The 26,711-nt window shown below is 74.6% G+C and carries 24 protein-coding genes; 15 read left to right on the plus strand and 9 right to left on the minus strand.

Annotated elements, in window-relative coordinates:
- Positions 1-5: 5 nt before the first annotated feature.
- On the minus strand, positions 6-1,244 hold the full coding sequence (locus AB0447_RS15930; protein ID WP_366477241.1) for a MurT ligase domain-containing protein: 1,239 nt from the start codon (positions 1,242-1,244) through the stop codon (positions 6-8).
- 134 nt (positions 1,245-1,378) lie between these two features.
- On the opposite strand from AB0447_RS15930, the gene def reads away from it, so the two are divergent.
- The gene (def, locus tag AB0447_RS15935) at positions 1,379-1,918 is read left to right on the plus strand and encodes a peptide deformylase (RefSeq protein ID WP_366477242.1); all 540 of its coding nucleotides are present in this window, start codon (positions 1,379-1,381) and stop codon (positions 1,916-1,918) included.
- A gap of 124 nt (positions 1,919-2,042) precedes the next feature.
- Here def and AB0447_RS15940 read toward each other — a convergent pair whose 3' ends face one another.
- Entirely contained in the window at positions 2,043-2,690 is a 648-nt protein-coding gene (locus AB0447_RS15940) for a TetR family transcriptional regulator (RefSeq protein ID WP_366477243.1), read from the minus strand.
- 191 nt (positions 2,691-2,881) lie between these two features.
- Between AB0447_RS15940 and AB0447_RS15945 the strand changes: the two genes are divergently transcribed.
- Complete coding sequence (locus AB0447_RS15945; protein WP_366477244.1) at positions 2,882-4,111, plus strand: acyl-CoA dehydrogenase family protein; 1,230 nt, start codon at positions 2,882-2,884, stop codon at positions 4,109-4,111.
- Here AB0447_RS15945 and AB0447_RS15950 read toward each other — a convergent pair.
- Positions 4,108-4,542 carry an SRPBCC family protein gene (locus tag AB0447_RS15950; protein WP_366477245.1) on the minus strand — a complete coding sequence of 145 codons (435 nt, stop codon included), beginning with the start codon at positions 4,540-4,542 and terminating at the stop codon, positions 4,108-4,110. The two genes, AB0447_RS15945 and AB0447_RS15950, sit on opposite strands and share 4 nt — an antisense overlap.
- Before the next feature lie 154 nt (positions 4,543-4,696).
- Here AB0447_RS15950 and AB0447_RS15955 point away from each other — a divergent pair, with 154 nt between their 5' ends.
- Entirely contained in the window at positions 4,697-4,888 is a 192-nt protein-coding gene (locus tag AB0447_RS15955; protein WP_150211049.1) for a DUF5999 family protein, read from the plus strand.
- Positions 4,889-5,030: 142 nt separating this feature from the next.
- Here AB0447_RS15955 and AB0447_RS15960 read toward each other — a convergent pair whose 3' ends face one another.
- Positions 5,031-7,097: an NB-ARC domain-containing protein gene (locus AB0447_RS15960; protein ID WP_366477246.1), complete on the minus strand. Its 2,067-nt coding sequence runs from the start codon at positions 7,095-7,097 to the stop codon at positions 5,031-5,033.
- Between the two features lie 150 nt (positions 7,098-7,247).
- The gene (locus AB0447_RS15965; RefSeq protein WP_366477247.1) at positions 7,248-8,246 is read right to left on the minus strand and encodes a fibronectin type III domain-containing protein; all 999 of its coding nucleotides are present in this window, start codon (positions 8,244-8,246) and stop codon (positions 7,248-7,250) included.
- 166 nt (positions 8,247-8,412) lie between these two features.
- On the opposite strand from AB0447_RS15965, the gene AB0447_RS15970 reads away from it, so the two are divergent.
- From AB0447_RS15970 to AB0447_RS16000, 7 genes are all read left to right on the plus strand, one after another.
- Positions 8,413-10,041 (plus strand): ABC transporter substrate-binding protein, encoded by a 1,629-nt coding sequence (locus AB0447_RS15970; RefSeq protein WP_366477248.1) that lies wholly within the window; start codon positions 8,413-8,415, stop codon positions 10,039-10,041.
- Positions 10,042-10,064: 23 nt separating this feature from the next.
- Positions 10,065-11,030 (plus strand): ABC transporter permease, encoded by a 966-nt coding sequence (locus tag AB0447_RS15975; RefSeq protein WP_366477249.1) that lies wholly within the window; start codon positions 10,065-10,067, stop codon positions 11,028-11,030.
- Positions 11,023-11,901, plus strand: a complete 879-nt coding sequence (locus AB0447_RS15980) for an ABC transporter permease (RefSeq protein WP_366477250.1) — start codon at positions 11,023-11,025, stop codon at positions 11,899-11,901. Before AB0447_RS15975 ends, AB0447_RS15980 begins: the two co-directional genes overlap by 8 nt.
- A 149-nt stretch (positions 11,902-12,050) precedes the next feature.
- Positions 12,051-12,953 (plus strand): ABC transporter ATP-binding protein, encoded by a 903-nt coding sequence (locus tag AB0447_RS15985; protein WP_366477295.1) that lies wholly within the window; start codon positions 12,051-12,053, stop codon positions 12,951-12,953.
- Positions 12,946-13,605, plus strand: coding sequence for an ATP-binding cassette domain-containing protein (locus tag AB0447_RS15990; protein ID WP_366477251.1), 660 nt, complete (start codon positions 12,946-12,948; stop codon positions 13,603-13,605). The genes AB0447_RS15985 and AB0447_RS15990 overlap by 8 nt, the downstream gene beginning before the upstream one ends.
- A 305-nt stretch (positions 13,606-13,910) precedes the next feature.
- The gene (locus tag AB0447_RS15995; RefSeq protein ID WP_366477252.1) at positions 13,911-14,105 is read left to right on the plus strand and encodes a hypothetical protein; all 195 of its coding nucleotides are present in this window, start codon (positions 13,911-13,913) and stop codon (positions 14,103-14,105) included.
- Between the two features lie 154 nt (positions 14,106-14,259).
- Entirely contained in the window at positions 14,260-15,825 is a 1,566-nt protein-coding gene (locus tag AB0447_RS16000; protein ID WP_366477253.1) for a hypothetical protein, read from the plus strand.
- Between the two features lie 95 nt (positions 15,826-15,920).
- Here the strand turns inward: AB0447_RS16000 and AB0447_RS16005 are convergent, their stop codons facing one another.
- A complete protein-coding gene (locus tag AB0447_RS16005) occupies positions 15,921-16,094 on the minus strand; it encodes a CsbD family protein (protein ID WP_366477254.1) in 174 nt (57 codons plus the stop codon).
- Positions 16,095-16,232: 138 nt separating this feature from the next.
- On the opposite strand from AB0447_RS16005, the gene AB0447_RS16010 reads away from it, so the two are divergent.
- Positions 16,233-17,810 (plus strand): FAD-dependent oxidoreductase, encoded by a 1,578-nt coding sequence (locus tag AB0447_RS16010; RefSeq protein ID WP_366477255.1) that lies wholly within the window; start codon positions 16,233-16,235, stop codon positions 17,808-17,810.
- 39 nt (positions 17,811-17,849) lie between these two features.
- Here AB0447_RS16010 and AB0447_RS16015 read toward each other — a convergent pair whose 3' ends face one another.
- Together AB0447_RS16015 and AB0447_RS16020 are read right to left on the minus strand one after the other, a co-directional pair.
- Positions 17,850-18,470, minus strand: coding sequence for a sigma-70 family RNA polymerase sigma factor (locus tag AB0447_RS16015; RefSeq protein ID WP_366477256.1), 621 nt, complete (start codon positions 18,468-18,470; stop codon positions 17,850-17,852).
- A 183-nt stretch (positions 18,471-18,653) separates the two neighbouring features.
- Positions 18,654-19,292 carry a hypothetical protein gene (locus tag AB0447_RS16020; RefSeq protein WP_366477257.1) on the minus strand — a complete coding sequence of 213 codons (639 nt, stop codon included), beginning with the start codon at positions 19,290-19,292 and terminating at the stop codon, positions 18,654-18,656.
- 293 nt (positions 19,293-19,585) lie between these two features.
- Between AB0447_RS16020 and AB0447_RS16025 the strand changes: the two genes are divergently transcribed.
- Positions 19,586-20,818, plus strand: a complete 1,233-nt coding sequence (locus tag AB0447_RS16025; protein WP_366477258.1) for an MFS transporter — start codon at positions 19,586-19,588, stop codon at positions 20,816-20,818.
- A complete protein-coding gene (locus AB0447_RS16030; protein WP_366477259.1) occupies positions 20,815-21,906 on the plus strand; it encodes a sugar ABC transporter permease in 1,092 nt (363 codons plus the stop codon). The genes AB0447_RS16025 and AB0447_RS16030 overlap by 4 nt, the downstream gene beginning before the upstream one ends.
- Here the strand turns inward: AB0447_RS16030 and AB0447_RS16035 are convergent.
- Positions 21,891-23,039, minus strand: coding sequence for an acyl-CoA dehydrogenase family protein (locus AB0447_RS16035; RefSeq protein WP_366477260.1), 1,149 nt, complete (start codon positions 23,037-23,039; stop codon positions 21,891-21,893). The genes AB0447_RS16030 and AB0447_RS16035 overlap by 16 nt on opposite strands.
- 155 nt (positions 23,040-23,194) lie before the next feature.
- Between AB0447_RS16035 and AB0447_RS16040 the strand changes: the two genes are divergently transcribed.
- Both AB0447_RS16040 and AB0447_RS16045 read left to right on the plus strand, forming a co-directional pair.
- Positions 23,195-25,027 carry a CoA transferase gene (locus AB0447_RS16040; RefSeq protein WP_366477261.1) on the plus strand — a complete coding sequence of 611 codons (1,833 nt, stop codon included), beginning with the start codon at positions 23,195-23,197 and terminating at the stop codon, positions 25,025-25,027.
- A complete protein-coding gene (locus AB0447_RS16045) occupies positions 25,024-26,673 on the plus strand; it encodes a class I adenylate-forming enzyme family protein (RefSeq protein WP_366477262.1) in 1,650 nt (549 codons plus the stop codon). Before AB0447_RS16040 ends, AB0447_RS16045 begins: the two co-directional genes overlap by 4 nt.
- Positions 26,674-26,711: the final 38 nt, after the last annotated feature.

The raw sequence follows: 26,711 nt of genomic DNA on the forward strand, positions 1-26,711 counted from the left end.
GGGTACTAGTTGCCGACGCGGCGGCGCACGTCCTGGAATGCGGTGTAGTTGGCGATCAGCTCGATCTGCCCGGGCGGCGCCAGCTGCACGGCCTCGTCGAGGGTCTCGCAGACCCGGAAGTCCAGGCCCGCGACCTCCAGGCGGACCGCCAGGTCCAGCTTGCGGTCGCCGATCACGAAGATCGGGTGGCCGGCCAGCCGGGGGTAGTCCACGTCCCACAGCCAGGAGGTGTCGGTGCCGTCGGCGCCGCGCGCGTTGACCGAGAGGATCACCGGAGTGGGCGGCGGGTCGATCAGGGAAAACGTTTCGAGCCAGCCCGCCGGGTTCTTCGCGAGCAGCAGCCGCAGCTGCCGGTTCTGGAAGGTGACCACGTCGTAGCGGCCGGCCACCGCCTGCACCTGGTACATCCGCTCCAGTGCGACCTGCGGCGGAACACCGAACACGGCGGCCACGGCCGCCGAGGTGGCGGCGTTGGCCTTGTTGGCGCGGCCGGGCAGCTGGAGCTGGATCGGCCAGGCGCTGCCGTGCGGGTCGAGCACGTGGTCGCCGGAGAGCGCCCAGCTCGGGACCGGGCGGCGGAAGCCGCACTCGCCGCAGAACCAGTCGTCGCCCGGGCGCTGCATCACACCGCCGCAGGAGGGGCACGACCAGGCGTCGTCCTTCCACTCCTGGCCGGCCGCGACCCACACCACGTTCTGCGAGGAGGAGGCCGCCCATACGATCAGCGGGTCGTCGCAGTTCGCGATCACGACCGCCTTGGAGCCGGACAGGCCCTCCCGCCACTTCTCGGCGAGCATCCGGGTCTCGGCCGCGCGGTCCAGCTGGTCGCGGGAGAGGTTGAGCAGCGCGATGGCCTTGGGCGTCACATCGCGGGCCACCCCGGCCAGGTACTTCTCGTCCACCTCGATGACGCCGTACTTGGCGTCGCTGCCGCCCGCGAGGGCGGAGGTGATGCCGGCCGGCATGTTCGCGCCGAGCGCGTTGGAGACGACCGGACCGCTGGCCCGCAGGGCCTCGGCGATCAGCCGGGTCGTCGTGGTCTTGCCGTTCGTCGCCGACACCAGGACGACGTCGAGGTGCTGCGCCAGCGCTCCGAGCAGATCGGGGTCGAGCCTCAGCGCGACCTTGCCTCCGATCACCGATCCGCTTCCACGCCCCGCGGCCCGCGACACCGCCGCCGCGGCCTTGCCCGCCGTCACGGCCAGCTTGGCCCGCGGCGAAAGCGGCTCCGTGTTGCCTGCCATCGTCCCTGTTCCTCCTTGCGTCGGTCCGGCACCAGCCTATCCAGAACCGGCCGGACCCCTGACCGCGGCGCCGCTGTGACGCCGCGGATCTCCTCATATATTCGCCGGTACCGGCCCCACGTACCCTTACCGCCATGCGACAGCGCCCCATCCCCGGTACGTCCGGCCTCGTCCGCACCATGAGCCTGCTGGGCGATCCGGTGCTCCACTCGGCCTGCCGGGAGGTCACCGAGTTCGGCCCGGCCCTCGACCGGCTGATCGAGGACATGTTCGCGACGATGTACGCGGCCCACGGTGTCGGCCTGGCCGCCAACCAGATCGGCGTGGACCAGCGGGTGTTCGTCTACGACTGCCCGGACGACGAGGACGAGCGGCACGTCGGGCACATCGTCAACCCCCGCCTGGTCGAGGCGGACGGGATGGAGCTGCGCGGGCCGGAGGGCTGCTTGTCGCTGCCGGGGCTCGAAGCGGGGACGGGGCGGTTCGACCGGGCCGTCGTCGAGGGGGTTGCCGCCGACGGGCGGGCCGTACGGGTGGAAGGTACCGGGTTCTTCGCGCGGTGCCTGCAGCACGAGTGCGACCACCTCGACGGTGTCGTCTATCGCGACCGGGTCACGGGGTGGCGGCGGCGGCGCCTGGAGCGGGCCATTCGCAAGGCCCCCTGGTCTGCGTAGCCGGGGCCGGGCCGCTGCGCGGAGCTGTTCCCCTACCCGCCCCTTCCCGAACTGGGGGCAAGCCCCCAGACCCCCGTACGTGCGCTTCGCGCCCATGCGCTCAAACGCCGCGCGGGCTGGAGTGTCAGAAGCCGGGCCCGTCGGTGCGGTTGCCGGCTGTGGCGAGGCGGCCCCAGAGGAGGTCCGTCAGGCCGCTGACCAGGGTGGCGCGGTCGCAGGGGCGTTCGCCCAGCCACCAGTCGCCGGCCGCGTGCATCATGCCGACGATGCCGTGGCCCCAGATCCGGGCCAGCTGGTCCCCGTCCGGCCCCAGGTCCACCCGCTCCGCGACGACCTGGGCCAGCTCCTCGCCGAGCCGGCGCAGCAGCGGGGCCGAGTGCAGGCCCACGTCGAAGCCGCGCTCGGCGGTGTGCGAGTCCTCGGCCGGGTGCATCAGGAAGCGGTACACCTGCGGCCGGGCCTCGATGGCCGCCAGGTAGGTGTCGAGGGTGGACTCCACCCGGCGGCGCCGTTCGGCCGGGGCGTCGAGCGCGGCGCGCAGCGAGTCCAGCAGGGCGTCGGTGTGGCGGGTGGCGAGGGCCTGGTAGAGGCCCGCCTTGTCGCCGAAGTGCCGGTACAGGATCGGCTTGGTGATGCCGGCCTCGGCCGCGATGGCGTTCATGGAAGCCTTCGGGCCGTCGCGCAGCACGACCCGGTCGGCCGCTTCGAGCAGCTCCCGTCGGCGGCGTTCCGCCGTTCCCGGCTGCTGGCCGGCCTGCTGCGTGGTCTCCATGACGTGTCTCTCCCCGCCCTTGCGATGTGCGTGACGCCCACGCAACGTAACACCCCGCACACCCTGGCGAACGAATCGGCGGTCGGTCCGACCTCGTTGTTGACAGTTGCTACTGGTGAGTAACACACTGAGGCCCCTGCGGTAGTTACCGCAGGTAACGCACGTGATGCACAAGCATAGCTGGAGGGGACATGGCGGAGTTCACCATGGAGCTCAACGAGGACCAGAAGCAGGTCCAGGAGTGGATTCACGGCTTCGCCGCCGATGTCATCCGCCCCGCCGCCGCCGAATGGGACGAGCGCGAAGAGACTCCCTGGCCCGTCATCCAGGAAGCCGCCAAGGTCGGCATCTACTCCCTCGACTTCTATGCGCAGCAGTTCTTCGACCCGACCGGCCTCGGCATCCCGATGGCCATGGAGGAGCTGTTCTGGGGCGACGCGGGCATCGCCCTGTCCATCGTCGGCACCGGCCTGGCCGCCATCGGCGTCGTCGCCAACGGTACCGAGGAGCAGATCGGCACCTGGATCCCGCAGATGTACGGCACCCCGGACGACGTGAAGGTCGCGGCCTTCTGCTCCTCCGAGCCGGACGCCGGGTCGGACGTCGGGTCCATGCGGACCCGTGCGGTCTACGACCAGGCCAAGGACGAGTGGGTGCTGAACGGCACCAAGACCTGGGCGACCAACGGCGGTATCGCCAACGTCCACATCGTCGTGGCCGTCGTCGACCCGGAGCTGGGGACCAAGGGCCACGCCTCCTTCATCGTGCCGCCGAACACCCCCGGCCTGTCCCAGGGGCAGAAGTTCAAGAAGCACGGCATCCGCGCCTCGCACACCGCCGAGGTGGTCCTGGAGGACGTCCGGGTGCCCGGCTCCTGCCTGCTCGGCGGCAAGGAGAAGCTCGACGAGCGGCTCGCCCGGGCCCGCGAGCGGGCCGAGGCGGGTGGCGGTGAGCGGGTGAAGAACGCGGCCATGGCCACCTTCGAGGCCTCCCGCCCGGCCGTCGGCGCCATGGCGGTCGGCACCGCCCGGGCCGCGTACGAGGTGGCCCTCGACTACGCGAAGACCCGCACCCAGTTCGGCCGCCCCATCATCGACAACCAGGGCGTGGCCTTCCAGCTCGCCGACATGCGGACCCAGATCGACGCGGCCCGGCTGCTGGTGTGGCGGGCCTCCTGGATGGCGGTCGCCGGCAAGCCCTTCACCTCGGCCGAGGGGTCGATGTCCAAGCTCTTCGCGAGTGAGGTCGCCAAGAAGGTCACCGCGCAGGCCGTACAGATCCTCGGCGGGAACGGGTTCACCCGCGAGTACCCCGTGGAGCGGATGCACCGGGACAGTGCCATCTACACGATCTTCGAGGGGACGAGTGAGATCCAGCGCCTGGTGATCGCCCGCACCCTCTCCGGGATGCCGATCCGCTAGGTCAGCAGCCGGTCCAGGGCGCGGGAGAAGAGCAGGTGTCCCACCGCCGCCACGGTGGGATCGAGAAGGCGGGGGAGGGCCGGTAGGCGGAGGTCCTCCCGCCAGGTGATCTCGCTGCCCCCGGCGGGCAGCGCGGTGATCTCGATCTCCGCCCAGCCCCTGACCGCACGGCCGCGCTTCTCCAGCCGGACCAGTCCCGCCCGGCCCGGTTGCGGGGGCTCCCAGCGGACCACTTCCATCCGGTCGTCGAGTGTGAGCCTCCCCACGCCGGTGCGCGCCGTGAAGCGGGTTCCGACCCGCGTGGGCGGCGCCGTATCGACAACGGTTTTCGTCAGGGGGACGGCTGTGCCGTGGCGTTCCCAGTCCGTGAGCCGCATCCAGGCCTCCGCCGGGGCGAGCGCACAGGGGCGGACAATCCGGATGCAGGGCATGAACGCATCGTAACCGGGCAGGAGCGCGCCGAACTGGACCTCGAATATGGGTTCCGTCCGGTGCCCGTGATCAGTAATACTCCTCGCCACCGTGGATCGCGGAATCGACCGGGTGACCGCCGGCCCTCCGCCCCACACTGCAAGGAGGTGCGCCATGTGCTCCCACCAGCCCCCCTGCCCCAGCGCCGACAGCGCCGACCGCGAAGCGGCCCGCGTCGTCGCCTCCCGTCCCGAACAGGGCTGGAGCCTGCTCTGCAACGGTGCCGTCGTCTTCGACGACACCGGCGAGCTGCTCCCCGACGGCCGCACGGTGGAACCGCACCGGCCGGCCCCGGCCCTGGTCTGACCGAGGAGGCCCGCATGCGCCAGCAGTTGATCCGCAAGCCCGTCCCCAAGCCGGCTCCCCGCGATCTGGACCTGCGTACCCCGTCGGGCAGAACCCTCCCGTACTGACGGGACCGCGAGGCCCACCGGCCGGCCAGTGACGCTCAGCCGGTGGGCGCCTGCGTGCCCCCGCGGAACGCCGTCTCGTAGGCCTCGTCGCCGATCGCCGCGCGGGCCTGCCGCTCGCCCTCTTCCCGCAGGGCCGTGAGCGAGGGCGATCCCATCTGCGGCCGGCCCACCGTCCGCCACCAGGCGTGGCCGTTGCCCAGCAGCCGGGCCGCCAGTTCCCCGTCGCCCAGGGCGGCGACCGCCGCGGCCAGCAGGTCCAGGCCCAGCGCGATGCCGAACCGGTCGCCCAGCAGCCGTTTGCCCGACAGCATCGCCCGGACGTGCCGGGCGGCCTCGTCGTGCCGGCCCAGTCGCAGCGCCGCGACCGCCAGGACGTAGTCCGCATAGGCCCGCAGCCAGCGGTCGCCGAGTTCCGCGCAGGACTCCCGCAGTCCCCTCGCCTCCTCGGCGGCCTCCTCGAACCGGCCCAGGTCGCACAGCGCGTACGAAGCCGACAGCCGGCACAGCAGCCATCCCGGCCCGTTCGCCGGGCCGCCGATCGCCGCCCGGGCCCGCGGCCCGGCCAGGAGCAGGGCCTGCTCGGGGGCGCCCGGCATCAGCACCGACACGGACAGCAGATAGGCCGCCTTCAGCTCCCGCTCCGGGTCGGCCAGCCGGGCCGCGGCCGCCGTGCACTGTTCCCCGTACTCCCGGGCCGTGCCGAGGTCGCCCTGCATCAGGCAGGTCAGCCCGGCCGCCCAGAGCCCCTGCGTGTACGCGGCGCCGGTCGGCGGGGCCGTCCGCAGGGCCCGCTCCAGGAAGCCGCGGCCCTCGTGCACGTGCCCGCAGGAGAACCAGAAGAACCACAGCGCCCCGGCCATCTCCAGTGCGGCGGCCGGGTCGGTGCCCAGCAGGTGCTCCAGTGCGGCGCGCAGCTGCATGTGGTCGCCGGTCAGCCGGCGGTACCAGTCCACCTGGCGGGGCCCCAGCCAGCCGCGGTCGGCGGCCTGCACCAGTTGGGCGTACCAGTGGGCGTGCCGGTCGGCGAGGGTCCGCACCTCGTCCAGTGCGGCGAGCCAGCCGTGCCCGTACTCGCGGATGGTGTCGAGCAGCCGGTAGCGGGTGCCCTTGCCGCGGAGGTCGGTCTGCCGGACCACCGACTTGGCGACGAGCGAGGCCAGCACCGGCTCGACCCGGCCGGCCGGCAGGGGCCCGCCGGCGCAGACCGCCCGGGCCGCAGCCAGGTCGAAGTCCCCGGCGAACACCGAGAGCCGGGCCCACAGCAGCCGTTCCAGCGGCTCGCACAGTTCGTGGCTCCAGCCGATCGCCGTGCGCAGGGTCTGGTGCCGGGGGAGCGGCGCCGCGGAGGTCCCCCCGGAGGAGGTCCCGGGGAGGGTGTCGGACGGCTGGTCGAAGCCGGCGCCGAGCCGCTCGGCGATCTGTTCCAGGGGCCATACGCGCAGCCGGGCCCCGGCCAGTTCCAGGGCGAGCGGGATGCCGTCGAGCCGGCGGCACAGTCCGGCGGCGACGGCGGTGCGGCCGGGGTCGTCGAACAGGGCGGCAGCCCGGGGGGTGGCGGCGAGGGCCCGGGCGCGGAACAGGGCGAGGGCATCGCTGTCCGGGCCCTCGGTGGGCAGCGGTTGGAGTACGAGCACGGCCTCACCGGGGCAGCCGAGCGGTTCCCGGGTGGTGATCAGGACCGTCAGGCCGGGGGCCGTCTGCAGGAGTTCGCCGACCAGGTGGCGGCAGGCGGCCACCAGGTGCTCGCAGGTGTCCAGGACGAGCAGCAGCTCCTTGTCCGCCATCCAGGAGCAGAGTTCCTCGTTCAGGGCATGGGTGGACTGGGCCGCCAGGCCCAGCCCCAGGGTGTGGGCGACGGTCGCGGCCAGCAGAGCCGGGTCGCGCAGCGGGGAGAGCTCCACCCACCACACGCCGTCGCGGAGATCCGGTCTTCGGTTCCGCGCGGCGGTCCGGACGGCGCGCAGAGCCATCCGTGACTTGCCGACTCCGCCGACTCCGGTCAGGGTGACCAGTCTGCGCTCGCGCAACAGGACGTCGAGCAGGCCGAGTTCGCGTTCACGGCCTATGAAGCTCGCCGATTCCGGCGGCAGGTTTCCCGGCACGGCGTCAGATTCTGGCTCAGAACCGCCGTCGAACGCGCCTGCCTGACTGTTGTTGATTGAATACTCTCCGCACACGGCTGCATTCTGCGCGATCTTCATGCATCGCGTGGCTGTTCTGTGCGGATCTTGACGTGGACCGGTCGGCCGGGCTCAGTGGGCGAGCACCACCCGGCGTTCGGCGGAGAAGGAGCCCCAGGTGCCGTCGGGCAGCCGGGCGCGCAGTTTCAGCCGCCACACGGTGCCGGCCGGCTCGGCGACGGTGAGCCGGTGTTCGACCCGTCCGTCGGGTACCGCGCCGGCCCCGAACTGGATCACCGTGGTGGCCCGCCCGTCGACGAACAGCTCGTACGCGCGGGTCTCGTGGCCGGTGTCCGGCGGGGTCCAGGCGAGGGCCACCGTGCCGGGCGAGGCGGTGGCGGTGAAATCGGCGGGCGAGGTGCTCGGGCCCTCGCCGTCGGCGGGCTCGGTGGTGATGTCGACCGGGGGGCTGTCCGGCGAGGAGTTGTCCGCTCCGTCCCGGGCCCGCACGGTGAAGGTGTAGACGGTGTCGGGCTGCAGTCCGGTGAGCCGGGTGCCGGTCTCGGTGCCGGCCACCGTGTGGATGCGGACCCCGCCCTGGTGGACGTCGTAGGCCGTGACGCCGGTGTCGTCCGTGGCCGCCGACCAGGACAGCCGGGCCTCCCGGGGGCCCGCCGGGCTGCCCGCGGCGCGGGCCGGGGCGGTCGGGGCCCGTTTGTCCTCGGCCCGGACGGCGGGGGTGGTGACGGTGACGAGGGGGCCGGCGGGGGAGAGGTTCCCGGCCGCGTCCCGGGCGCGGACGGTGAACTCGTACCGGGTCTGCGGGCTGAGGCCGGTGATGTCCACCATGGTCTTGTCGGCGGGCAGTTCGCGGACCGGCTGCCCGCCCTGGAGCACCTGGTAGCCGGTGACCCCGTCGCGTCCGTCGGCCGCTTCCCACATGACGTGGGCCGAACCGGCGCTGCCGGCCTGCACGGTGAGGCCGGCCGGGGCCGGCGGAGGCTCGGTGTCCGGCCGCGAGCAGGCAGTGAGTGAGGCTGCGAGTACGGCCGCGAGTACGGGCGGGAGTACGGCCGCGGTCAGGGAGGGCGGCAGGGTGGCGGACGCGGTGGGCGCGGCGGAGCGTCGCACGGGGTGCCTCCCTCGGTCCCGTATAAAGGTCTGGACCTTTATGGCATGCGGGGCGCCGACCGGACAAGCGACCGGACAGGACCGGGTTCGTCTTCCGCTGATCCCTTCTGGCAGTATTGCGACTCGTTTGCAATAACGTACGAACAGCAGCAGGGATGTGCACAGCATGACGGGCCGCACGGCACGGGGACTGGCCGCGACCACGCTGGCCGCCGCACTCATCGCGAGCGCAGCGGCCTGCTCCAAGCCCGCCGAGGGCGGCGCCTCCGCCGGCGGGGACCCGGCGAGCTCGGTGGTGGTCGGCATCGCCACCGAGCCGGAGAGCCTGAGCCCGCTGCTCGGCTACGGCAAGGACGGCAACTCGAAGATCTTCGACGGGCTGCTGGCCCACGACGCGGGGATGAAGCTCAAGCCCGCGCTCGCCGCCGCCCTCCCGGAGGTCTCCCCGGACGGCCTCACCTACACGTACAAGCTCCGGCCGGGCGTCACCTTCAGCGACGGCCGGCCCTTCACCGCCGCGGACGTCGTCTTCACCTACCGGACGATCCTCGATCCGAAGACCAACAACGCCTCCAGGACCGAGCTCGACGCCCTCGCCGGCGTCGAAGCCCGGGGCACCGACACCGTGGTCTTCACCCTCAAGTACCCCTACGCGCCGTTCGCCGAGCGCACCGTGCTGCCGATCGCCCCCCAGCACATCGCGGGCCGGCAGGACGTCAACAGCGGCGAGTTCACCACCAAGCCGGTCGGCACCGGCCCGTACCTGCTCACCGGCTGGTCCAAGGGCGAGAAGCTCGCCTTCAAGGCCAACCCCCGCTACTGGGGCGGCGAACCCGCGGTGAAGAAGTTCACCATGGCCGTCATCAAGGACGACGACGTCCGCGCCACCCGGCTCCGCTCCGGCGAACTCGACGCCGCCGTCCTGCCGCCGAACCTGGCCGAGGGCTTCGCCGAGGACAAGGGGCGCCTGGGGGCACCCCCCAGCGGTAGCTGGGGGATCTACGCCGCCACCTCCTTCGACTACCGGAACGTGACCCTCCCGACGCACAACCCGGTCACCGGAGACCTCGCCGTCCGGCAGGCCCTGGACATCGCCGTGGACCGCAAGGCCATGGTCGACAGCCTCCTCGAAGGCTCCGGCAAGCCCGCGTACGGGCCGGTCCCCACCGACAGCCCCTGGTTCACCGCCGGCACCGAGCGCACCCACGACCCGGTGAAGGCCCGGAAGATCCTCGACGACGCCGGCTGGAAGCCCGGCGAGGACGGCATCCGGGTCAAGGACGGCGTCCGCGCCGCCTTCCCGCTCTGGTACACCTCCGGCGACAAGATCCGCCAGGACCACGCCCTCGCCTTCGCCTCCGACGCCAAGAAGGCCGGCATCGAGGTCAGGACCCAGGCCGGCACCTGGGAGGTCATCGAACCCCGGATGAAGACCGACGCCGTCCTCGCCGGCGGCGGCTCCCCGGCCGACCCCGACTTCGACCAGTACCTGCTGCTCCACTCCTCCCTCGCCGGCGACGGCTTCAACAACATGGCCCGGTACGCCGATCCGGCCGTGGACCGGGCCCTCGACCAGGGCCGCCGCAGCGGCGACCCGGCCGTCCGCAAGGCCGCGTACGACACCGTCCAGCGCGAACTGGTGCGGAACCCCGGCTACGTCTTCCTCACCCACATCGACCACCTCTACGTGGTGAACGACCGGTGGGACGGCCCGTCCACCCAGGTGGAGCCGCACGACCACGGCCTGGGCACCGGCCCCTGGTGGAACGTCGAAACCTGGAAGCCCGAGAAGTGATCCGCCGGCTGCCCTGGCGGCCCATGGCACGGATGGCGGGCCGGCGGACCCTGTTCGCCGCCCCGGTCCTGCTCGCCGTCACCTTCGCCGTCTTCGCGGTCGCCGCGCTCTCCCCCTTCGACCCCGTGAAGGCGTACGCCGGCACCGCCGGCCTCACCGCTTCCCAGGCCGGCCTCGACCAGCTCCGGGCCAACCTGGGCGTGGACCGGCCGCTGGTCACCCGCTGGTGGGAGTGGCTGACCTCGGCCCTCACCGGAGACTTCGGCGACTCCGCCGTGATGCGGCAGCCGGTCGCCGACGTCATCACCGAACGGGTCGGCTGGTCCGCGCTCCTCGCCGCGACCGCCTTCGCCGTCGCGGTCCTGCTCGGCACCCTGCTCGGCGTGCTCGCCGCCCGCCGCCCCGGCGGCCTCCTCGACCGCTGCACCACCGCGCTGGCGTACACCCTGGAGGCCGCCCCGGCCTTCTGGCTCGGCCTGCTCGCCATCTGGTTCTTCTCCGTGCGGCTCGGCGTCCTCCCCTCGGGCGGGCTCACCGACGCGGCCAGCGACACCGTCACCTTCGGCCAGGTCGCCACCCATCTGGTGCTCCCCGCACTGGTCCTGGGCATCTCCCAGCTGCCCTGGTTCTTCCTGTACGTGCGCCAGGGCGTGGCCGACGCGCTGGAGGAGGACCCGGTGCGGGGCGCCCGGGCCCGCGGGCTGCGCGGGCGGACCGTGCTGCTCGGGCACGGGCTGCGGGCCGGCCTGCTGCCGATGCTCACCCTGATCGGATCCCGGGTGCCCGAACTCATCACCGGCGCCCTGCTGGTCGAGACGGTGTTCAGCTGGCCCGGCATCGCCGCCGCCACCGTGCAGGCCGCGACCGCCGTGGACTTCCCGTTGCTGGCCGCTCTGACGGTGCTCGCCACCGCCGCCGTCCTGGCCGGCAACCTGCTGTCCGACCTGCTGTACGGACTGGCCGACCCGAGGGTGGGCTTCGATGGCTGAGGCATGTCCCGAGCGCGTCTGGCGGCCGGCCGGCCGCACCCGCCGCTCCACCCGCGCCCTGCGGGTCCGCACCTCGGCCGGGCTGGTGGGCCTGATCGTCCTCGCCGTCCTGCTCGTGCCCCCGCTGGTGCGGCTCGACCAGCAGGCCGTCGACCTCTCCGCCAGGCTGCTGCCGCCGTCCTGGGCGCACCCGTTCGGCACCGACGACGTGGGCCGCGACCTGCTGCTCCGCTGCATCTACGGACTACGGGTGTCGCTGCTGGTCGGGCTGGTCGCGGCGGTGGTCGCCACCGTGATCGGCACGGCCGTGGGCGCCGCCGCGGCCGCCCTCGGCGGCTGGACCGACCGCCTGGTCATGCGGGTGGTGGACGCCCTGTCCTCCATCCCGCACCTGCTGCTGGGCATCTTCATCGTGGCCCTGTTCCGGCCCGGGGTCTGGCCGGTGATCGTCTCCGTCGCCCTGACCCACTGGCTGTCCACGGCCCGGATCGTGCGGGCGGAGGTCCTGTCGCTGCGATCCCGCCCGTTCATCGACGCGGCCGTCTCCGGCGGTGCCTCGCGCCTGCGGACCACCGTGCGGCACCTGATCCCCGGTGTGCTCCCGCAGGCCGGGCTGGCCGCGGTACTGATGGTCCCGCACGCCATGTGGCACGAGTCCGCCCTGTCCTTCCTCGGCCTGGGCCTGCCCTCCCACCAGGCCAGCCTCGGCACCCTCGTGCAGACCGGCCGCGGCTCCCTGCTCGCCGGCGACTGGTGGCCGACCCTCTTCCCCGGGCTGTTCCTGATCCTCCCCACCCTCGCGATCGCGGGCCTGGCGGGCGCCTGGCGCGACCGGCTGAACCCCCGCCGACGCTCGGAGCTGATGCTGTGACCTCCCGCCCCCGCGTCATCCGGCCCGCCGGGCGCGCCGCCGTTCCGCCCGTGGCGGCGCCCGCCGCCCTGCCGGTCCCAGGTGGGTCCGTGCCCAGTGCGTCCTCGGCGCACGTCCTCACCGTGGACCGGCTCTCGGTCCGGTTCCGGATGCGCGGCGGCCGGCACATCGCGGCCGTCTCAGGGGCCTCGTTCTCACTGGCCGCCGGCGAGTGCCTCGCGCTCGTCGGGGAGTCCGGCTGCGGCAAGTCCGTGCTCGCCTCCGCGCTGCTCGGGCTGCTGCCCGGCAATGCCGAGACCGCCGGCTCCGCTCGGCTCGCCGACGGGCTCGATCTGCTCGCCGCCGACGAGCGGACCCTGGCGCGGACCGTACGGGGCCGCCGCGTCGGCCTGGTCCCGCAGAGCCCGGCCGCCCACCTGACCCCGGTCCGCACCGTCCGGGCCCACCTGGAGGAGACGGTCCGCGAGCTGGTGAGCCGCCCCGGTGGATCCGGGCGCAAGGCGTGGCTGCGGGCCGCCGCCGAAGCCGCCGCCGAGCGGGCCGCGTTCCCCGCGAGCCATCTCGACCGGTACCCGCACCAGCTGTCCGGCGGGCTCGCCCAGCGCGCCGCCACCGCCCTCGCCCTCGTCGGCGACGCCCCGCTGCTGCTCGCCGACGAACCGACCACCGGACTCGACCGGGACCTGGTGCACCGCACCGTCGACGAGCTCCGCGCCCACACCCGGGACGCCGGCCGCGCCCTGCTCCTGATCACCCACGACCTCGCGGCGGCCCAGCGCATCGCCGACACCGTCGCCGTCATGTACGCCGGCCGGATCGTCGAACTCACCCCCGCCGACCGGTTCTTCGGCGAACCCGGCCCCCGCCATCCGTACGCCCGCGGGCTGCTCGCCGCCCTCCCCGAGCGCACCTTCGCCCCCATCCCGGGCAGCCCGCCCGAGCTGGGCGCCCTCCCGGCCGGCTGCGCCTTCGCCGCCCGCTGCCCGCGCGCCGACGAGCGGTGCGCCGTACGCCCCGACCTCACCGACGGAGTGGCCTGCCACCATGCTTGAGCTCCACGGCATCACCGCCGGCTACACCCCCGGCCACCCGGTGGTCCGCGACGCCCACCTCACGCTGCACCCCGGCGAGGCCGTCGGCCTGCTCGGCCCCAGCGGCTGCGGCAAGTCCACCCTCGCCCGGGTCGCCGCGCTGCTGCACCGCCCCGACCGCGGCACCCTCGTCCTCGACGGCACCACCGTCACCCGCTGGCGGCACCGCGCGCCGCGCGCCCAGCGCACCGCCGTCGGCGTGGTCTTCCAACAGCCGCGGCTGTCCGCGGACCCCCGGCTGCGGCTGCGCGACATCATCGCCGAACCGCTGCGCGCCACCGGCCGCCGGGACGGCCTCGCCGGGACCACCGCGGCACTGGCCGAACGGGTCGGGCTCGGTGCCGGGCTGCTCACCCGCCGCCCCCACGAGGTCAGCGACGGTCAGCTGCAACGTGCCTGCCTGGCCCGCGCGTTGGTGCTGGAACCGCGCTGGCTGGTCTGCGACGAGATGACCGCGATGCTGGACGCCTCCACCACCGCTGCGCTGGTCGGCGTGGTCGAGGAGTACCGGGCCGAGACCGGGGCGGGCCTGCTCGCGGTCGGCCACGACCCCGTCCTGCTGGACCGCTGGTGCGACCGTACGGTCCGGTGGAGCGAGATCGCCGGGAGCTGACCGTTCGCAGGCCGCCCGGGCCGCGATCGGGGCCGGGTTGCCGAAGCCACCCGATCGTCAAGAGGTGGTCAGGGCCCGAGGCTCAGGGCCCGGGCGTCAAGGGCCCGGAAGTCAAGGGCCGGGAGTCAAGGCCCGGGATTCAAGGGCCCGGAAGTCAAGGGCCGGGAGTCAAGGCCCGGGATTCAAGGGCCCGGAGTCAAGGGCCGCGAGGCCGTCACGGACGGTCAACACCCGTACGGCGGACACGTCATGAACCCGTCCGGACCTCCCGCTGCGCCACGATGACGCCGGACAAGGAGGTTTCGATGGCGATTTCCCTCTCCGTGGTCGTGCTGCTCCTCATCCTCGCGTGGATCTTCCTGCGCAGCGGCGGCCTCAAGTTCTCGCACGCGCTGGTCTGTGTGCTGCTCGGCTTCTACCTGGCGAGCAGCAGCATGGCCGCGACCATCCACAACGGCCTTTCGGCCACGGCCCAGGTGGTCTCCACCCTCAATCCCTGACGCCTTCTGACGCGACATCAGTGATCAACTGTTGCGCCTTCATGAATCATCCTCACCTTCCATGGACTCCTCGGGCAGTGCGATCTAGCGTCTGGCGGCGGCGCGATGTCATCCGCAATGTCAACAACGAGGAAGAGAACGGAGGAAGACCCCCATGGTCCGAAGTGCGCTGAACTGCGCCGTGGTCCCGGCACTCGCCGCCCTCGCGGTGTTCACCGGGGTGCCCCCGGCCCAGGCCGAGGAAATACCCAAGGCGCCCGGCCACCGCCTGGTCGGCCAGTACGACGGCAGCCCGGCGGCCGTCGCACCGCTGCCGGGGGAGGCCCCGCCGCAGCACCCGTACCTCGCGCCCAACGGCCGCAGCGGCATGCACGCCGACGCGGCCGGCAGCGCCACCTCCCCCTGGTCCGGGCCGCTCGGCCGGAACCCCCGGGTCACCAGCCGGAAGATCGCCGCCCTGGGCGGCGAATGCGCCACCGCCACCTTCGACTCGGGCGGCCGCCTGGTCACCGTGTGCGGCACCTTCTCCGGCTTCAAGGTCAAGCTCCTGGAGCCCCGTACGCTCGACACCCTCGCGGAACACCAGCTCCCGCAGCGCTCTTCCACGGTCGAGGCGATCACCTCGCTCGACTTCTCGAAGATCTTCAAGGACACCTCGGGCGGCGCCTACTTCTACCTGGACGACCAGGACCGGGCCGTGCTGGCCGACTCCCGCCAGCACATCCTGCGCCTCGCCCACGGCCAGAACCCGGACGGCAGCTGGAAGTTCACCGTCGAGGACGACTGGGACCTCACCGGCCACGTCCCGCACGACTGCGTCGGCTGGACCAACCTGCGGCCCAGCGGCAGCTGCGATCCCGTCACCTCCGTGATGCCCGACTGGACCGGCCGCATCTGGTGGGTCACCCGGCAGGGCCGGGTCGGCACCGTGGACCCGGGCACCGGGCAGATCCGCACCGTCCGGCTCCCCGGCGAGGAGATCCAGAACTCCTTCTCGGTCGCCGAGGACGGCGTCTCCATCGTCTCCGACCACGCGCTCTACAGCTTCCGCGCCGCCCCCGACGGCACCCCGCAGGTGCAGTGGCGCCAGACCTACGACCGCGGCACGGGCACCAAGCCCGGCTCCGTGAACCAGGGCTCGGGCACCACCCCGGACCTGTTCGGCAACGGCTACGTCGCCATCACCGACAACGCCGACGACCGGATGAACGTCCTCGTCTACCGGCGCGGCGTCGACGTCCCCGAGGGCGAGCGCCTGGTCTGCAAGGTCCCGGTCTTCGGCTCCGGAGCCTCCACCACCGACAACTCCCTGATCAGCTGGGGCAACAGCCTCGTCGTCGAGAACAACTACGGCTACGAGAACCCGACCAGCCTGCTGCTGGGCAAGAGCGTCGTCGGCGGCGTCAGCCGCATCGACGTCCGTCCCGACGGCAGCGGCTGCGACACCGTCTGGGAGAGCGCGATCCGCTCGCCCTCGACCGTCCCCAAACTCTCCACCGCCAACGGGCTGCTCTACTTCTACGAGAAGGACCCCAATGTCTGGGGCATCGACGCCTGGTACCTCACCGCGGTGGACTTCCGGACCGGTGAGCGCCGCTGGCGGCAGCTGACCGGCACCGGCCCGCTCTACGACAACAACTGGGCCCCGATCACCCTCGGCCCCGACGGCACCGCCTACATCGGCGTCTTCAACGGCATCGTGGCGGTCCGCGACAGCTAGCGGGCGGGCTTCCGCCCGCTCCGGCCACAGCAAGCTGAACCGCCCGTTCCGGCGCGCCGGCCTCCCTGCGGGGGGCCGGCGGCGGCCGGGGGCGGTTACTTGTTCGGCCTCTTCATCTTCTCGCCGGTCTTGTGCGCGGCCTCCTGCGTCTTGCCGGCCATCTGCTCGCCTCGGCCCTCCGCCTCCATGCGCTTGTCGTCGCTCATGTCGCCCATGGTCTCCTTCAGCTTGCCCTTGACCTGCTTGGCCTTCGCCTTGCCCTTGCCCATGACGTTTCCTTCCAGAGGGGTGTGGGCGTTCTGCCCGCATATTCACTCTGTGCCGGGCCCCGTCCGGTCGCAACCCGTGACCGTCCGCTCACAGGAGTGCGCAGGCATCCCCGGCCCGGCACGGGGTACCCGCACGGCATGGACGACATCCCGGCACGGGCCGCCCACCCGCTCTCCCACTGGCTGGCCACCGCGAAGCGGCCGCCGCGTCCCGCCCTCGACCAGGACCTCGACACGGACGTCGTGGTCATCGGCGGAGGCATAGCCGGACTCGCCACGGCCTGGGAACTGGCCCACGCGGGCCGCCAGACCGTACTCCTCGAAGCCGACCGGATCCTCTCCGGCACCACCGGCCACACCACCGGCAAGCTCACCGCCCTGCACGGCCTCCAGTACGACCGGCTGCGGCGCACCGTCGGCGCCGAAGGAGCCGGGCTGTACGCGGCCGCGCAGCAGGACGCCATGGAACGGGCCGCCGCACTCGGCGCCGACCTGGGCATCGACGCCGGATTCGAGCGCCGCCCGGCCGTCACCTACGTCCGTGCCGCCGACCGGGTCAAGGAGATCCACGCCGAGACGGCCGCCGCCCGGGCGGCCGGGCTCGACGCCCACTTCGTCACCGAGACCGGCCTGCCCTTCCGGGTGGCCGCCGCCGTAGAGCTGCCCGACCAGCTGCAGTTCCACCCGGCAGCCTTCCTGACCGGGCTCGCCGAGGCCTTCACCGCCGCCGGCGGCCGGATCTTCGAGCGGACCCGGGTCACGGCAGTGGAGGAGCTCGCCCGGATCCGCGTCGACACCGCGGGCGGGGCCGTCGTCCACGCCTCCGAAGCGGTCCTCGCCACCCACTTCCCGCCCTTCGGGCCCGTCTCGCTCATGATGCAGCTGACCCCGCGGCGGGAACTCGTCATCGCGGCCCCGGTCCCGGAGGCGGCCGACCCCCAGGGCATGTACCTCACCCCCGAGGACCGGATCCGCTCCGTCCGCACCGCCCCGTACGCGCCCGGGCAGCGCCTGCTGATCGTCGCCGGGGAGGCGTTCCGGCCCGGCGAGGACGGCGTCTCCGACCGATGGGACCGGCTGGAATCCTGGGCCCGCGACAACTTCCCGGACTTCGGCGGCACCGGTGAGGTCCTCCGCTGGGCCGCCCAGGACCTGGACTCCGCCGACCACCTGCCCTTCGTCGGGCACCTCCACCCGGGCACCCAGCACATGTACGCGGCCACCGGATTCGGCGGCTGGGGCCTGACCGGCGGCATCATGGCCGGCCGGCTGCTGTCCGCCCACATCCTCGGCGGACCCCGCCCGGCCTGGACCGAGCTCTTCGACCCCCGCCGGCTGCCCGCGGTCCGCGAACTCCCCGGCCTGCTGTCCTCCCAGGCCGCGGTCGCCGGCCACTACCTGGGCGACCGCCTCCACCTGCCCGGGCCGGAGGCCGCCGACGCCCTCGCGCCCGGCGAAGGGGCCGTCGTACGCGAGCACGGCCACCACGGCCATCCGGGCCGTCCGTGCGCCGTCCACCGCGACGCCGACGGAACCCTGCGGGCCGTCTCGGCCCGCTGCACCCACATGGGCTGCCTGGTCGCCTTCAACCCGGCCGAGCAGGCGTGGGAGTGCCCGTGCCACGGCTCCCGGTTCGCCCCCGACGGCACCGTCCTGGAGGGCCCGGCCACCAGCCCGCTCCCCGCCCGGCCGTTCGAGCCGGGGGAGAGCGGGTGACGCGGCGGACCACCGAGGTCCGTCGGCCGTCCGGGTCCCTCAGGCGGCCTGTGCCGCCTCGGTGTCGGACAGCAGCGTGATCAGCGAGGTGCGGGCCCGGGCGACGCGGGACCGCACGGTGCCGACGGGACAGCCGATGGCGGTGGCCGCCTCGGCATAGGGCAGCCCCAGCACCTGGGTGAGGACGAAGGCCTCGCGCCGCTCGGCGGGGATCGCCGCCAGGAGTTCGGCGAGCGCTATCCCGTCCTCGAAGCCCGGCAGTCCGCGCGGCTGGGCCTGTTCCGCCGCGCTCTGCCAGTCGTCCCGGCCCGACAGTCTGGGCCGGGCCGCCGCATGGCGCAGGCTGTCGATCACCGTGCGCCGGGCGATGGACAGCAGCCAGGTGCGGGCCGAGGAACGGCCCTCGAAGCGGTGCAGGGCACCCAGCGCGCGCAGGAACGTCTCCTGGGTGAGGTCCTCGGCCGCGTGCGGGTCGGCACCGAGGAAGCCGATGTACCGGCGGACGTCCCGGTGCAGAGCCCGGACGAACCGGTCCACCTGCTCCGGATCTCCGCCGCGGGCGGCCAGGGCGAGCCGGGTCACCGTCTCGTCGGTGCCGGTGGTGTCGCGCGCGGGGGGCGCGGGCCGCGCGGGGGTGTGCGTGGTCAGGGCAGGGGTCATCGCCTCGGGTCCTTCGGAAGGATGCGGGAACCGGCGCCGCGCACGGGAGGGCGGCACCGGTGGGGTTTTCGCACGGCCGGGCGCGCTGGGGGATGCCGGGCCTGATCGGCAAGACACCCCTAGGCGCACCGGACCGGTGCCCGGAGGAGCGGCGGTCGCGCCGCGTCCGGAAGCCGGCTGTCGTCAGAGGACAGCGGTCCCGGCGGGCGGACCCCGTGAGGTGATGGCGTGGTCGAGGAGCAGCCGGCGCAGCGGCCGTGCCCGCCGTTCGCGGCGGACACCGGCACGCGGCCGGTACGGGTGCACCGGCACGGGCCGGTGCAGCAGGGAGCGCAGCGGCGTGAGGAACCGGCCGGCGAAGGAGCGGAGCAGCCGGAACACGGCCCGCTCGCCGTACGCGAGCCAGAGGCCGCAGAGCAGGGCGGCGAGGAGGTGGGCTGCGGCCATCCCGGCCGCCATCCCGGTCGGCGACATGCAGCCCATGTCGTGGCCGGCGGGGAGCGGGGCGGGGAACGAGGCCGGCAGGGCAGGGTCCGCGGCCGCGTGGGCCGTATGGGCCGTATGGGCGGTGTGCAGGTGGTGAGCCGGGCCGGTCACGGGGCCGGCGCCCCGCTCGACTGGGGCGGTGCAGGAGGCCGGCGGCGGCCGGTGGGCGGCCGTCTGGGCCAGCGAGAACCCCGTGTGGAGCAGGGTCTGGGCGGCGACGGCGGCCGAGGTGACCACCAGGAGACCGCGTTCGCGGGCGGCGAGCAGCCAGGCCACCGCGCCGGTCCCGGCGAGCCCCGCGCCGATCGCCCACCAGGCCACCGGAGTCCCGGACATGAGCACATGGCCGAGGGACGCGAGCAGCACACAGGCGGCCGCGAACACCGCAGCCCGTAAGCCTCGACAGCACCCGTCCGGATTCATTGCGGGCTCATCCTCGCACCCCCTTCGACGGACCGGCACGGCATGCGCTCGACTTGTCCCGGACGACCGCCGCAGGACGGCGGATGTGACCGGGGCCACCCGGGCGGCCGGGAACCGGAGCGGCCCGGCATCCGACAACTGCACCGCACCGAAAGGCGATTCGTACCGGCGACCGGACCGGCGACCGGACCGGAGAGGGGCAGGCCATGGGGGATGCGCGGACGCCCGCGCCCGGACACCGGCTGACGCTTCTGCTGACCTGCGCCATGGCCTTCTCCATGCTCCAGCTGTTCCTGCTGGGTGCGCTCGGCCCGCGGCTCGTGGACGAACTGCCGCTGTCGACGGTGGTGTTGGGGCTGACCACCACGATCGGCTTCGGCACCGCGGCGGTGCTGTCCCCGTGGGCCGGCCGGGCCGTGGACCGGACCGGCCCCCGGCGGGCGCTCGTCCTGCTGCTCCTGGTGGCCGCGGCGGCGCTCGCCCTGATCGGGGCCGCACCGGGCCCGGGGCTGCTGCTCGGCGCGGTGGCCCTGGGCGGTCTGCCGCAGGCACTGGCCAACCCCGCCACGAACAAGGCCATCCTGGCCGCGGTTCCGGCGGAACGCCGGGGCGGGGTCACCGGGATGAAGCAGTCCGGGGTCCAGCTGGGCGCGTTCGCCGCCGGCCTGCCGCTCGCCGCGCTGGCGGGCGGGCTCGGCTGGCGCGGCGCGGTGTGGACGGCGGCGGGCGCGGCGCTGCTGACCGCGGTGTGGGCGTGGCGGGCGCTGCCGGCGGATTCGGCCCCGGTGGCCCCGGTGGCCCCGGCGGCCCCGGTGGCGCCGCCGGCCCGGCCGGCCAAGGCTGCCGGGGGCGCCGCAGAGCCGGCCCGACGGCTGGCGGTCTTCTCCCTGTTCCTGGGCTGCGGCACCGCCTCCGTCAACACCTATCTGGCGCTGTTCGGCACGGAGCGCCTCGGCCTGGGACCCACGGCCGCCGGCGCGTTGGTGGCGGTGCTCGGCGTGGCCGGCATCGCCGGGCGGGTGGGATGGTCGAAGGCGGCCCGGCCGGGGCGCGCCGAATGGCTGCCGGGCGGGCTGGCGGCCGGCGCCGTCGGGGCGGCGGCGCTGCTCGCCGGCGCGACGGCGGCGGGCCCGCTCGTCTGGCTGGGGGCCGCGGCCGCCGGGGTGTTCGCCGTGTCCGCGAACGCGGTCTCGATGGTGCTGGTCATGCAGCGGGCCGAACCCGGCCGGGCCGGGCAGGACACGGCCCTGGTCTCCGCCGGGTTCTTCGCCGGCTTCGCGATCGGGCCGCCGCTGTTCGGACTGCTCGCGCAGAGCGGCCGCTACGGCGCCGGATGGCTGCTGGTGGCCGCCGAGTTCGCGGCCGCGGGAGCCGTCGCGTACACCTGGGCGGTACGGGACGGCCGGGCCGGCCGCCGGCCGGCGGAGGCCGGCACATGACCGGCGCGCGGCTCACGCGTACCGAGCCCTGGGCGGAGGCCGCCTTGGCGGCCGTACTCGACCGGGTGGCCGTCACCCGGGCCGGAGTCGGGGACCGCTTCCCGCTGTTCGCCGATCCCGGTACGGGCCGGTGGACCACCACCGGGCGGGGTTCCTGGGCGGGCGGATTCTGGGCCGGGCTGCTCTGGCTGCGGGCCCGGCACACCGGGGCGGAGCCGGACCGGGCGGCGGCCGTCGCCTGCACGGCCCGTCTCGCCCCCTGGGCGGAGGCGGACACCGCCACCCGCGGGCTGATCCTCTGGTACGGGACCGCGCTCGCCGGGGACGATCCGGCCGCCGCCGCCCTGCGCGACCGGGCCGCCGGGGAATGCCTGGCCGCGTTCGACCCGGGGCTGGGGCTGGTGCCGTGGGGGTCTGCCCTGGGCGGACCCCGGCTGCTGGCCCGCAGCGACGCCGTGCCGGGCATGGTGCCGCTGCTCGCCGCCGCCGGGCCGGCCGGTGTGGCCGCGGCCGCCGCCCATCTGCACCGGCATCTGGACCTGTGCCTGGGCCGTGAAGCGCTCCGGCACGCCTGGGAGTTCGAGCCGGAGGCCGGCTGGCGGCCGTGCGCGGAGCCGCCGCCCGGGTGGAGCCGGGGCCGGGCCTGGCTGCTGCTGGCCCTGGCCGAGGCCCTGCACCGGTCCGGTACGCCGAAATGGCGGCCGGAGCGGCTGACGGCGGCGGTGGAGCGGCTGCTGCCGGGCGGCCCGCTCGTGCCGCCCGCGGACGAGGCCCGGCCCGAGGGCCCGGCCGACACCTCCGCGGCCGCGATCACCGCGGTGGCCCTGCTCGCCCTCGGCCGGCTGCCGGGGCCGCACGCGCAGGCGTACACGCGCCGCGGCGAGGCGGTGCTGCGCCGGCTGGCGGCCGCCCATCTGACCGGGCGGGGCGGCGGGCGCCCGGCCGGAATGCTGCTGGACGGCTGCTACGACGCCGCCCGCTCCACCGCCACCCGCCACGAACTCGTCTGGGGCGACTTCTTCCTGGCCCTGGGCCTGGCCGCCCTCACCGGCCTCGTCGACCTCACCGAGGCCTACGGGCCGTCGTAGCCCCGCAGGACACGGCGCGCCACCGAGGTGATGTGGAGTTCATCCGGTCCGTCGAGGATGCGGGCGGCCCGGCCGGTGCGGAACAGGGACGGCAGGGCGGTGTCGGGGCCCAGCCCGGCCGCGCCGTGGACCTGGATGGCGGCGTCCGCGACCTGCTGGAGCATCCGGGCGGCCGCGACCTTCGCCAGGCCGACCTCGGTGTGCGCTTCGCGCCCGGCCGCGAGCAGCGCCACCGCCTCGTGCACCAGCGGCCGGGTGGTACGGATCGCCAACAACGCCTCGAACACGTGCTGCTGGACCAGCTGGTGCCCGGCGAGCGGGCCGCGGGAGCCGGTCCGGGACACGGCCCGGGCGCACATCAGGTCGAAGGCCCGGCCGGCCTGGCCGAGCCAGCGCAGGCAGCGCAGGGTGCGGCCCCACTGGAGCCGTTCCCCGGCGATGGCGAGCGCCCCGCCGGGCGACCCGAGCAGATGGTCCTCCGGTACGGCGACCCGGTCCAGCTCGATCTCCCACTGTCCGCCCGCGCCGAACAGCGGCAGCTCGCGCACCACCCGGAAGCCCTCGGCGTCGGTGGGCACCAGCAGCAGGGACAGCCCCTCCCGGTCCCCGTCCCGGCCGCCGGTGCGGGCGAGCACGGTGACCAGGCCGGCGTCCGCCGCGCCCGAGGTGAACCACTTGCGGCCGGTGATCCGCCAGCCGCCCCCCGGCATCCGCTCGGCCCGCGTCCCCGTCAGGAACGGGTCGGTGCCCGGCACATCCGGTTCGGTCATCGCGTAACAGGCCCGGACCTCCCCGGCCACCAGCGGCTTCAGATACCGCTCCCGCACCCGCTCGCTGCCGTGCGCGGCCAGCATCCGTACGTCGAGCAGCGAGGCCGACCCGAGGGCGGCCGGGCCGTGGTCGCTGGCCCCTTCCGCCTCGGCCAGTCCGGCGTACCCGGCCAGTGCCAAGCCGCCGCCGCCCAGCGCGGCGGGCAGCGGCAGCGCCCACAGCCCCTCCGCCCTGGCCCGGTCCCGCAGCTCCCGCAGGGCCTGCGCCGCGGCCGGGCCGCCCGCGTCCAGGACCTGCTCCTGCGGCACGACCCGGCTGCGCACGAACTCCGCGACCCGCTCCGGCACGTCTGAATCGACCACGTCTCTCCTTCGGTTCGCCGGGAACCCGTGGGAACGGCTGTCCGACTGCCTCTTACGTGGAACTGGTCGGGCACACAGGCCGCCGGGTTCCCCGCGAGACCCGCATTGCGACATCTGCCGGGCGGCGGCCACCGCCGCGCCAGGGGAGGAGAGGCATGACGTCACCCGTCACCACCCGGACGGTACGGCCGCTCGACGCGCTCCGGTTCGACACCTCCGGACCCCCGGAGCTCGCCGGAGTCGTCGCCGAGCACCTGCTGCTGCTCGGCGCCACCGCCGACGGCCCGCCCGCACCGGCCGTACCGGCCGAGGTGGAACCGACGGGCCGGCCGGCCGGGCGGACCGGGCTGTCCGGCGCGGAGTTCGCCGCCGTCACCGCGCACACGGCCTGGGGCGCTCCCGGCAGCGGGATCAGCGACGAGGCCACCGTGCAGGCCGCCACCGGCATCATGGCGGTGCACGGCCGCCGCGACGGCGAACCCCGTGGCCTGGCCGCCGACTTCGCCGCGACCGCCACCGGCCTGCTGACCGTGCAGGGCCTGCTGGCCGGCCTGCTCGCCCAGGCACGCGGCGGCACCGCACCCCAGGTCGTCGCCACCAGCGCCGACCGGGCCGGCCTGCTGACCGTCGCCCAGTACCTGGCCGCCGACGGGGCCGACGAGGGAGAGGCCGCCGAACTCGGGCCCGGCGGCCCGCCGTTCACCACCGCCGACGGGATCCGCTTCGAACTGGAGACCCTCGACCCCGGGGCCTGGGCGGCCTTCTGGCGCGCACTCGAAGCGCCCGCGCAGGCGATCCGGGACGGCTGGCGGCCCTTCCAGTTCCGCTACGCCACGGCCTGCGCGCCGCTGCCCGGCACCCTGCACGACACCGCCCGCTCCCACGCCTGGGACCGGATCCGCCGCGCCGCGGCCGCATCCGGTGCCGAGGTGTGCGCCCTGCGGACCCTCGCCCAACGGGCCGCGGAACACGACGGCGCCGCCCCCTGGTCCCTGGCCCCGCTGGCCCCGCCCGGATCCGGACACCCGCACGCCGCCCCGGCCGGCCGGCCGGCGTCCGCACCGGCACCCGGGAAACCACTCTCCGGCCTGACCGTCCTGGAGGCGGGCCGGCGCATCCAGGCCCCGCTCGCCGCCCATCTGCTCGGGCTGCTCGGCGCCGACATCGTCCGCATCGAACCGCCCGGCGGCGACCCGCTGCGCGGAATGCCGCCCGCCTGCTCGGGGATCTCCGCCCGCTGGCTCGCCCTCAACCGGGGCAAGCGGGCCGTCGAGATCGACATCAAGGACGCCGCCGACCGCCGCAGGCTGCGCGAACTGGCCGCGGACGCCGATGTGTTCCTGCACAACTGGGCCCCGGGCACGGCCGCGCGCCTCGGCCTCGACGCGGACGACCTCGCGGCCGCCAACCCCGCGCTCGTCTACGCGTACACCAGCGGCTGGGCCGGCCGGCTCGACGGCGCCCCGATGGGGACGGACTTCATGGTGCAGGCCCGCACCGGAGCCGGCGAGGCCGTCCGCCCCGAGGGCGAGGCACCCGCGCCGTCCCTGATGACGCTCCTCGACGTCCTGGGCGGACTCCTCGGTGCCGAGGCGGTACTGGCCGGCCTGCTCCTGCGCGAACGCACCGGAACCGGCGTCCGGGTGGACTCCTCCCTGCTCGGAGCCGCCGACACGCTGACCGCACCGGCCCTGCGACGCCTGGCCGCGGGAGGCCCCGCGCGGCGGCCCGCCGGTTTCCGCCGCCCGCAGCCCACGGCCGACGGGTGGATCGCCCCCGCCGACGCCTGCGCCCCCGCGGCCGCCGCCTACGACCTGCGCGACCTGCCCACCGCGGACGCGCTGCACCTGCTCCGCGCCCACGGCCTCACCGCGGCCCGGGTCACCACCGACCTCGGCGAGCTGCACCACGACCCCCGGTTCACCGGCTCGATCAGCCGGGACCCGCACGGCGCCCCCGCAGTCCCCGACCCCTGGAGCTTCGCGTGACCGTCCTCCTGCACGACCTGCTGCCCGCCGCCCTCCGCCGGTCCTGGGCGCTCGACGGCACCTGCCCCGACCTCGACCTGTACAGCCTCTTCCGGGCCCGCCAGATCGCCGACCTGCACCGCACCGCCGTCCTCGACGCCAAGGGCAAGCTCTGCTACACCGCCCTGGACCGCAAGGTGCGATGTCTGGCCGCCGGGCTCAGAGACCTCGGCATCGGGGAGGGCGACGTGGTCGGCGTCCAACTCCCCGACCACCGCAACGCCGTCATCGCCGACCTGGCGCTGGCCGCCCTCGGCGCGGTCGCCCTCCCGTTCCCGGTCGGCCGGGGCACCCGGGAGGCCGAGGTCCTGCTGCGCCGCGCCGAGGCCGTCGCCGTGATCGCCGCCATCGAGTACCGCGGCACACGGCACGCCGCCGACCTGCAGGCCCTCGCCCCGGAGTTGCCCGCTCTGCGGCAGGTGATCGCGGCCGGGCCGGGCACCGCCCCCGAGGGGACGGTGCCGCTCTCCCTGCTGCTGCGCTCCGATCCCGGCGGCTTCGTCCCCGCCCGCCCCGACCCCGACAGCGCGGCCCGGATCCTGGTGTCCTCCGGTTCCGAGGCCGAGCCGAAGATGGTCGCGTACTCCCACAACGCCCTCGCGGGCGGACGCGGGAACTTCCTCGCCTCCCTCATCCCGGACGGCACCCCGCCGCGCTGCCTGTTCCTGGTGCCGCTCGCCTCCGCGTTCGGCTCCAACGGCACCGCGGTCACCCTGGCCCGGCACGGCGGCACCCTCGTCCTGCTCGACCGGTTCACCCCGGAAGCCGCCATCGCCGCGATCCGCGAGCACGAGCCGACGCACGTCCTCGGCGTGCCCACGATGGTCCGGATGATGCTCGACCGGCTCGACGCCACCGGGGAGAAGCTGCCGGCCCCCACCGCCCTGGTCCTCGGCGGCGAACCGCTCGACGAGACCACCGCGGCCGCTGCCGCCACGGCGTTCGGCTGCCCCGTCGTCAACCTCTACGGATCCGCCGACGGCGTCAACTGCCACACCGGGCTGGAGCATCCCACCCCGCCCACCGACGGCTCCGCAGTGGTGGCCGGCCGGCCCGACCCACGGGTCGCCGAGATCCGCATCACCGACACCGAGACCCGCGAACCGCTGCCGGACGGCGGCATCGGGGAGATCACCGCGCGCGGCCCGATGACCCCGCTGTGCTACGTCGGCGCCCCCGAACTCGACGCCCGCTACCGCACCTCCGACGGCTGGGTGCGGACCGGGGACCTCGGTTTCCTCGACGAGCAGGGCGTCCTGCACGTGGTGGGGCGCCTCAAGGACATCGTCATCCGGGGCGGCGCCAACATCAGCCCCGCCGAAGTGGAACGCGCCCTCACCTCGCATCCGCAGATCCGCGACGTGGTGTGCGTGGGCGTACCCGACCCGCTGATGGGGGAGCGGCTGGCCGCCTGCGTGGTCCCGCGCACCGCACAGGCCCCCACCCTCGCCTCCCTCGGCGCCCATCTGACCGGCTCCGGACTCGACCCGCGCAAGCACCCCGAGCACCTGCTGGTGCTGGCCGAACTCCCGCTGACACCGGCGGGCAAGCCGGACCGGCGCGCCCTCCGGGAGCGGCTGACCGCGATCCCCGCTCCGGCACACTGACCGGGAACAGGGGCCGGGGGCCGGGTGTGAACCCGGCC

The organism is Streptomyces sp. NPDC051211 (assembly GCF_040689505.1).
Classification (GTDB): Bacteria; Actinomycetota; Actinomycetes; order Streptomycetales; family Streptomycetaceae; genus Streptomyces.

Bases quoted from the DNA above. Each gene is read 5' to 3' on its own strand.
- AB0447_RS15955 (WP_150211049.1), top strand. From the start codon at position 4,697: ATGTGCTCCCACCAGCCCCCCTGCCCCAGCGCCGACAGCGCCGACCGC.
- AB0447_RS15975 (WP_366477249.1), top strand. From the start codon at position 10,065: ATGGCACGGATGGCGGGCCGGCGGACCCTGTTCGCCGCCCCGGTCCTG.
- AB0447_RS15970 (WP_366477248.1), top strand. From the start codon at position 8,413: ATGACGGGCCGCACGGCACGGGGACTGGCCGCGACCACGCTGGCCGCC.
- AB0447_RS15950 (WP_366477245.1), bottom strand. From the start codon at position 4,542: ATGCCCTGCATCCGGATTGTCCGCCCCTGTGCGCTCGCCCCGGCGGAG.
- AB0447_RS16040 (WP_366477261.1), top strand. From the start codon at position 23,195: ATGACGTCACCCGTCACCACCCGGACGGTACGGCCGCTCGACGCGCTC.
- AB0447_RS15990 (WP_366477251.1), top strand. From the start codon at position 12,946: ATGCTTGAGCTCCACGGCATCACCGCCGGCTACACCCCCGGCCACCCG.
- AB0447_RS15980 (WP_366477250.1), top strand. From the start codon at position 11,023: ATGGCTGAGGCATGTCCCGAGCGCGTCTGGCGGCCGGCCGGCCGCACC.
- AB0447_RS15940 (WP_366477243.1), bottom strand. From the start codon at position 2,690: ATGGAGACCACGCAGCAGGCCGGCCAGCAGCCGGGAACGGCGGAACGC.
- AB0447_RS16020 (WP_366477257.1), bottom strand. From the start codon at position 19,292: ATGTCCGGGACTCCGGTGGCCTGGTGGGCGATCGGCGCGGGGCTCGCC.
- AB0447_RS16000 (WP_366477253.1), top strand. From the start codon at position 14,260: ATGGTCCGAAGTGCGCTGAACTGCGCCGTGGTCCCGGCACTCGCCGCC.
- AB0447_RS16005 (WP_366477254.1), bottom strand. From the start codon at position 16,094: ATGGGCAAGGGCAAGGCGAAGGCCAAGCAGGTCAAGGGCAAGCTGAAG.
- AB0447_RS16025 (WP_366477258.1), top strand. From the start codon at position 19,586: ATGGGGGATGCGCGGACGCCCGCGCCCGGACACCGGCTGACGCTTCTG.
- AB0447_RS16010 (WP_366477255.1), top strand. From the start codon at position 16,233: ATGGACGACATCCCGGCACGGGCCGCCCACCCGCTCTCCCACTGGCTG.
- AB0447_RS16015 (WP_366477256.1), bottom strand. From the start codon at position 18,470: ATGACCCCTGCCCTGACCACGCACACCCCCGCGCGGCCCGCGCCCCCC.
- AB0447_RS15930 (WP_366477241.1), bottom strand. From the start codon at position 1,244: ATGGCAGGCAACACGGAGCCGCTTTCGCCGCGGGCCAAGCTGGCCGTG.
- AB0447_RS15985 (WP_366477295.1), top strand. From the start codon at position 12,051: ATGCGCGGCGGCCGGCACATCGCGGCCGTCTCAGGGGCCTCGTTCTCA.
- AB0447_RS16030 (WP_366477259.1), top strand. From the start codon at position 20,815: ATGACCGGCGCGCGGCTCACGCGTACCGAGCCCTGGGCGGAGGCCGCC.
- def (WP_366477242.1), top strand. From the start codon at position 1,379: ATGCGACAGCGCCCCATCCCCGGTACGTCCGGCCTCGTCCGCACCATG.
- AB0447_RS15945 (WP_366477244.1), top strand. From the start codon at position 2,882: ATGGCGGAGTTCACCATGGAGCTCAACGAGGACCAGAAGCAGGTCCAG.
- AB0447_RS15995 (WP_366477252.1), top strand. From the start codon at position 13,911: ATGGCGATTTCCCTCTCCGTGGTCGTGCTGCTCCTCATCCTCGCGTGG.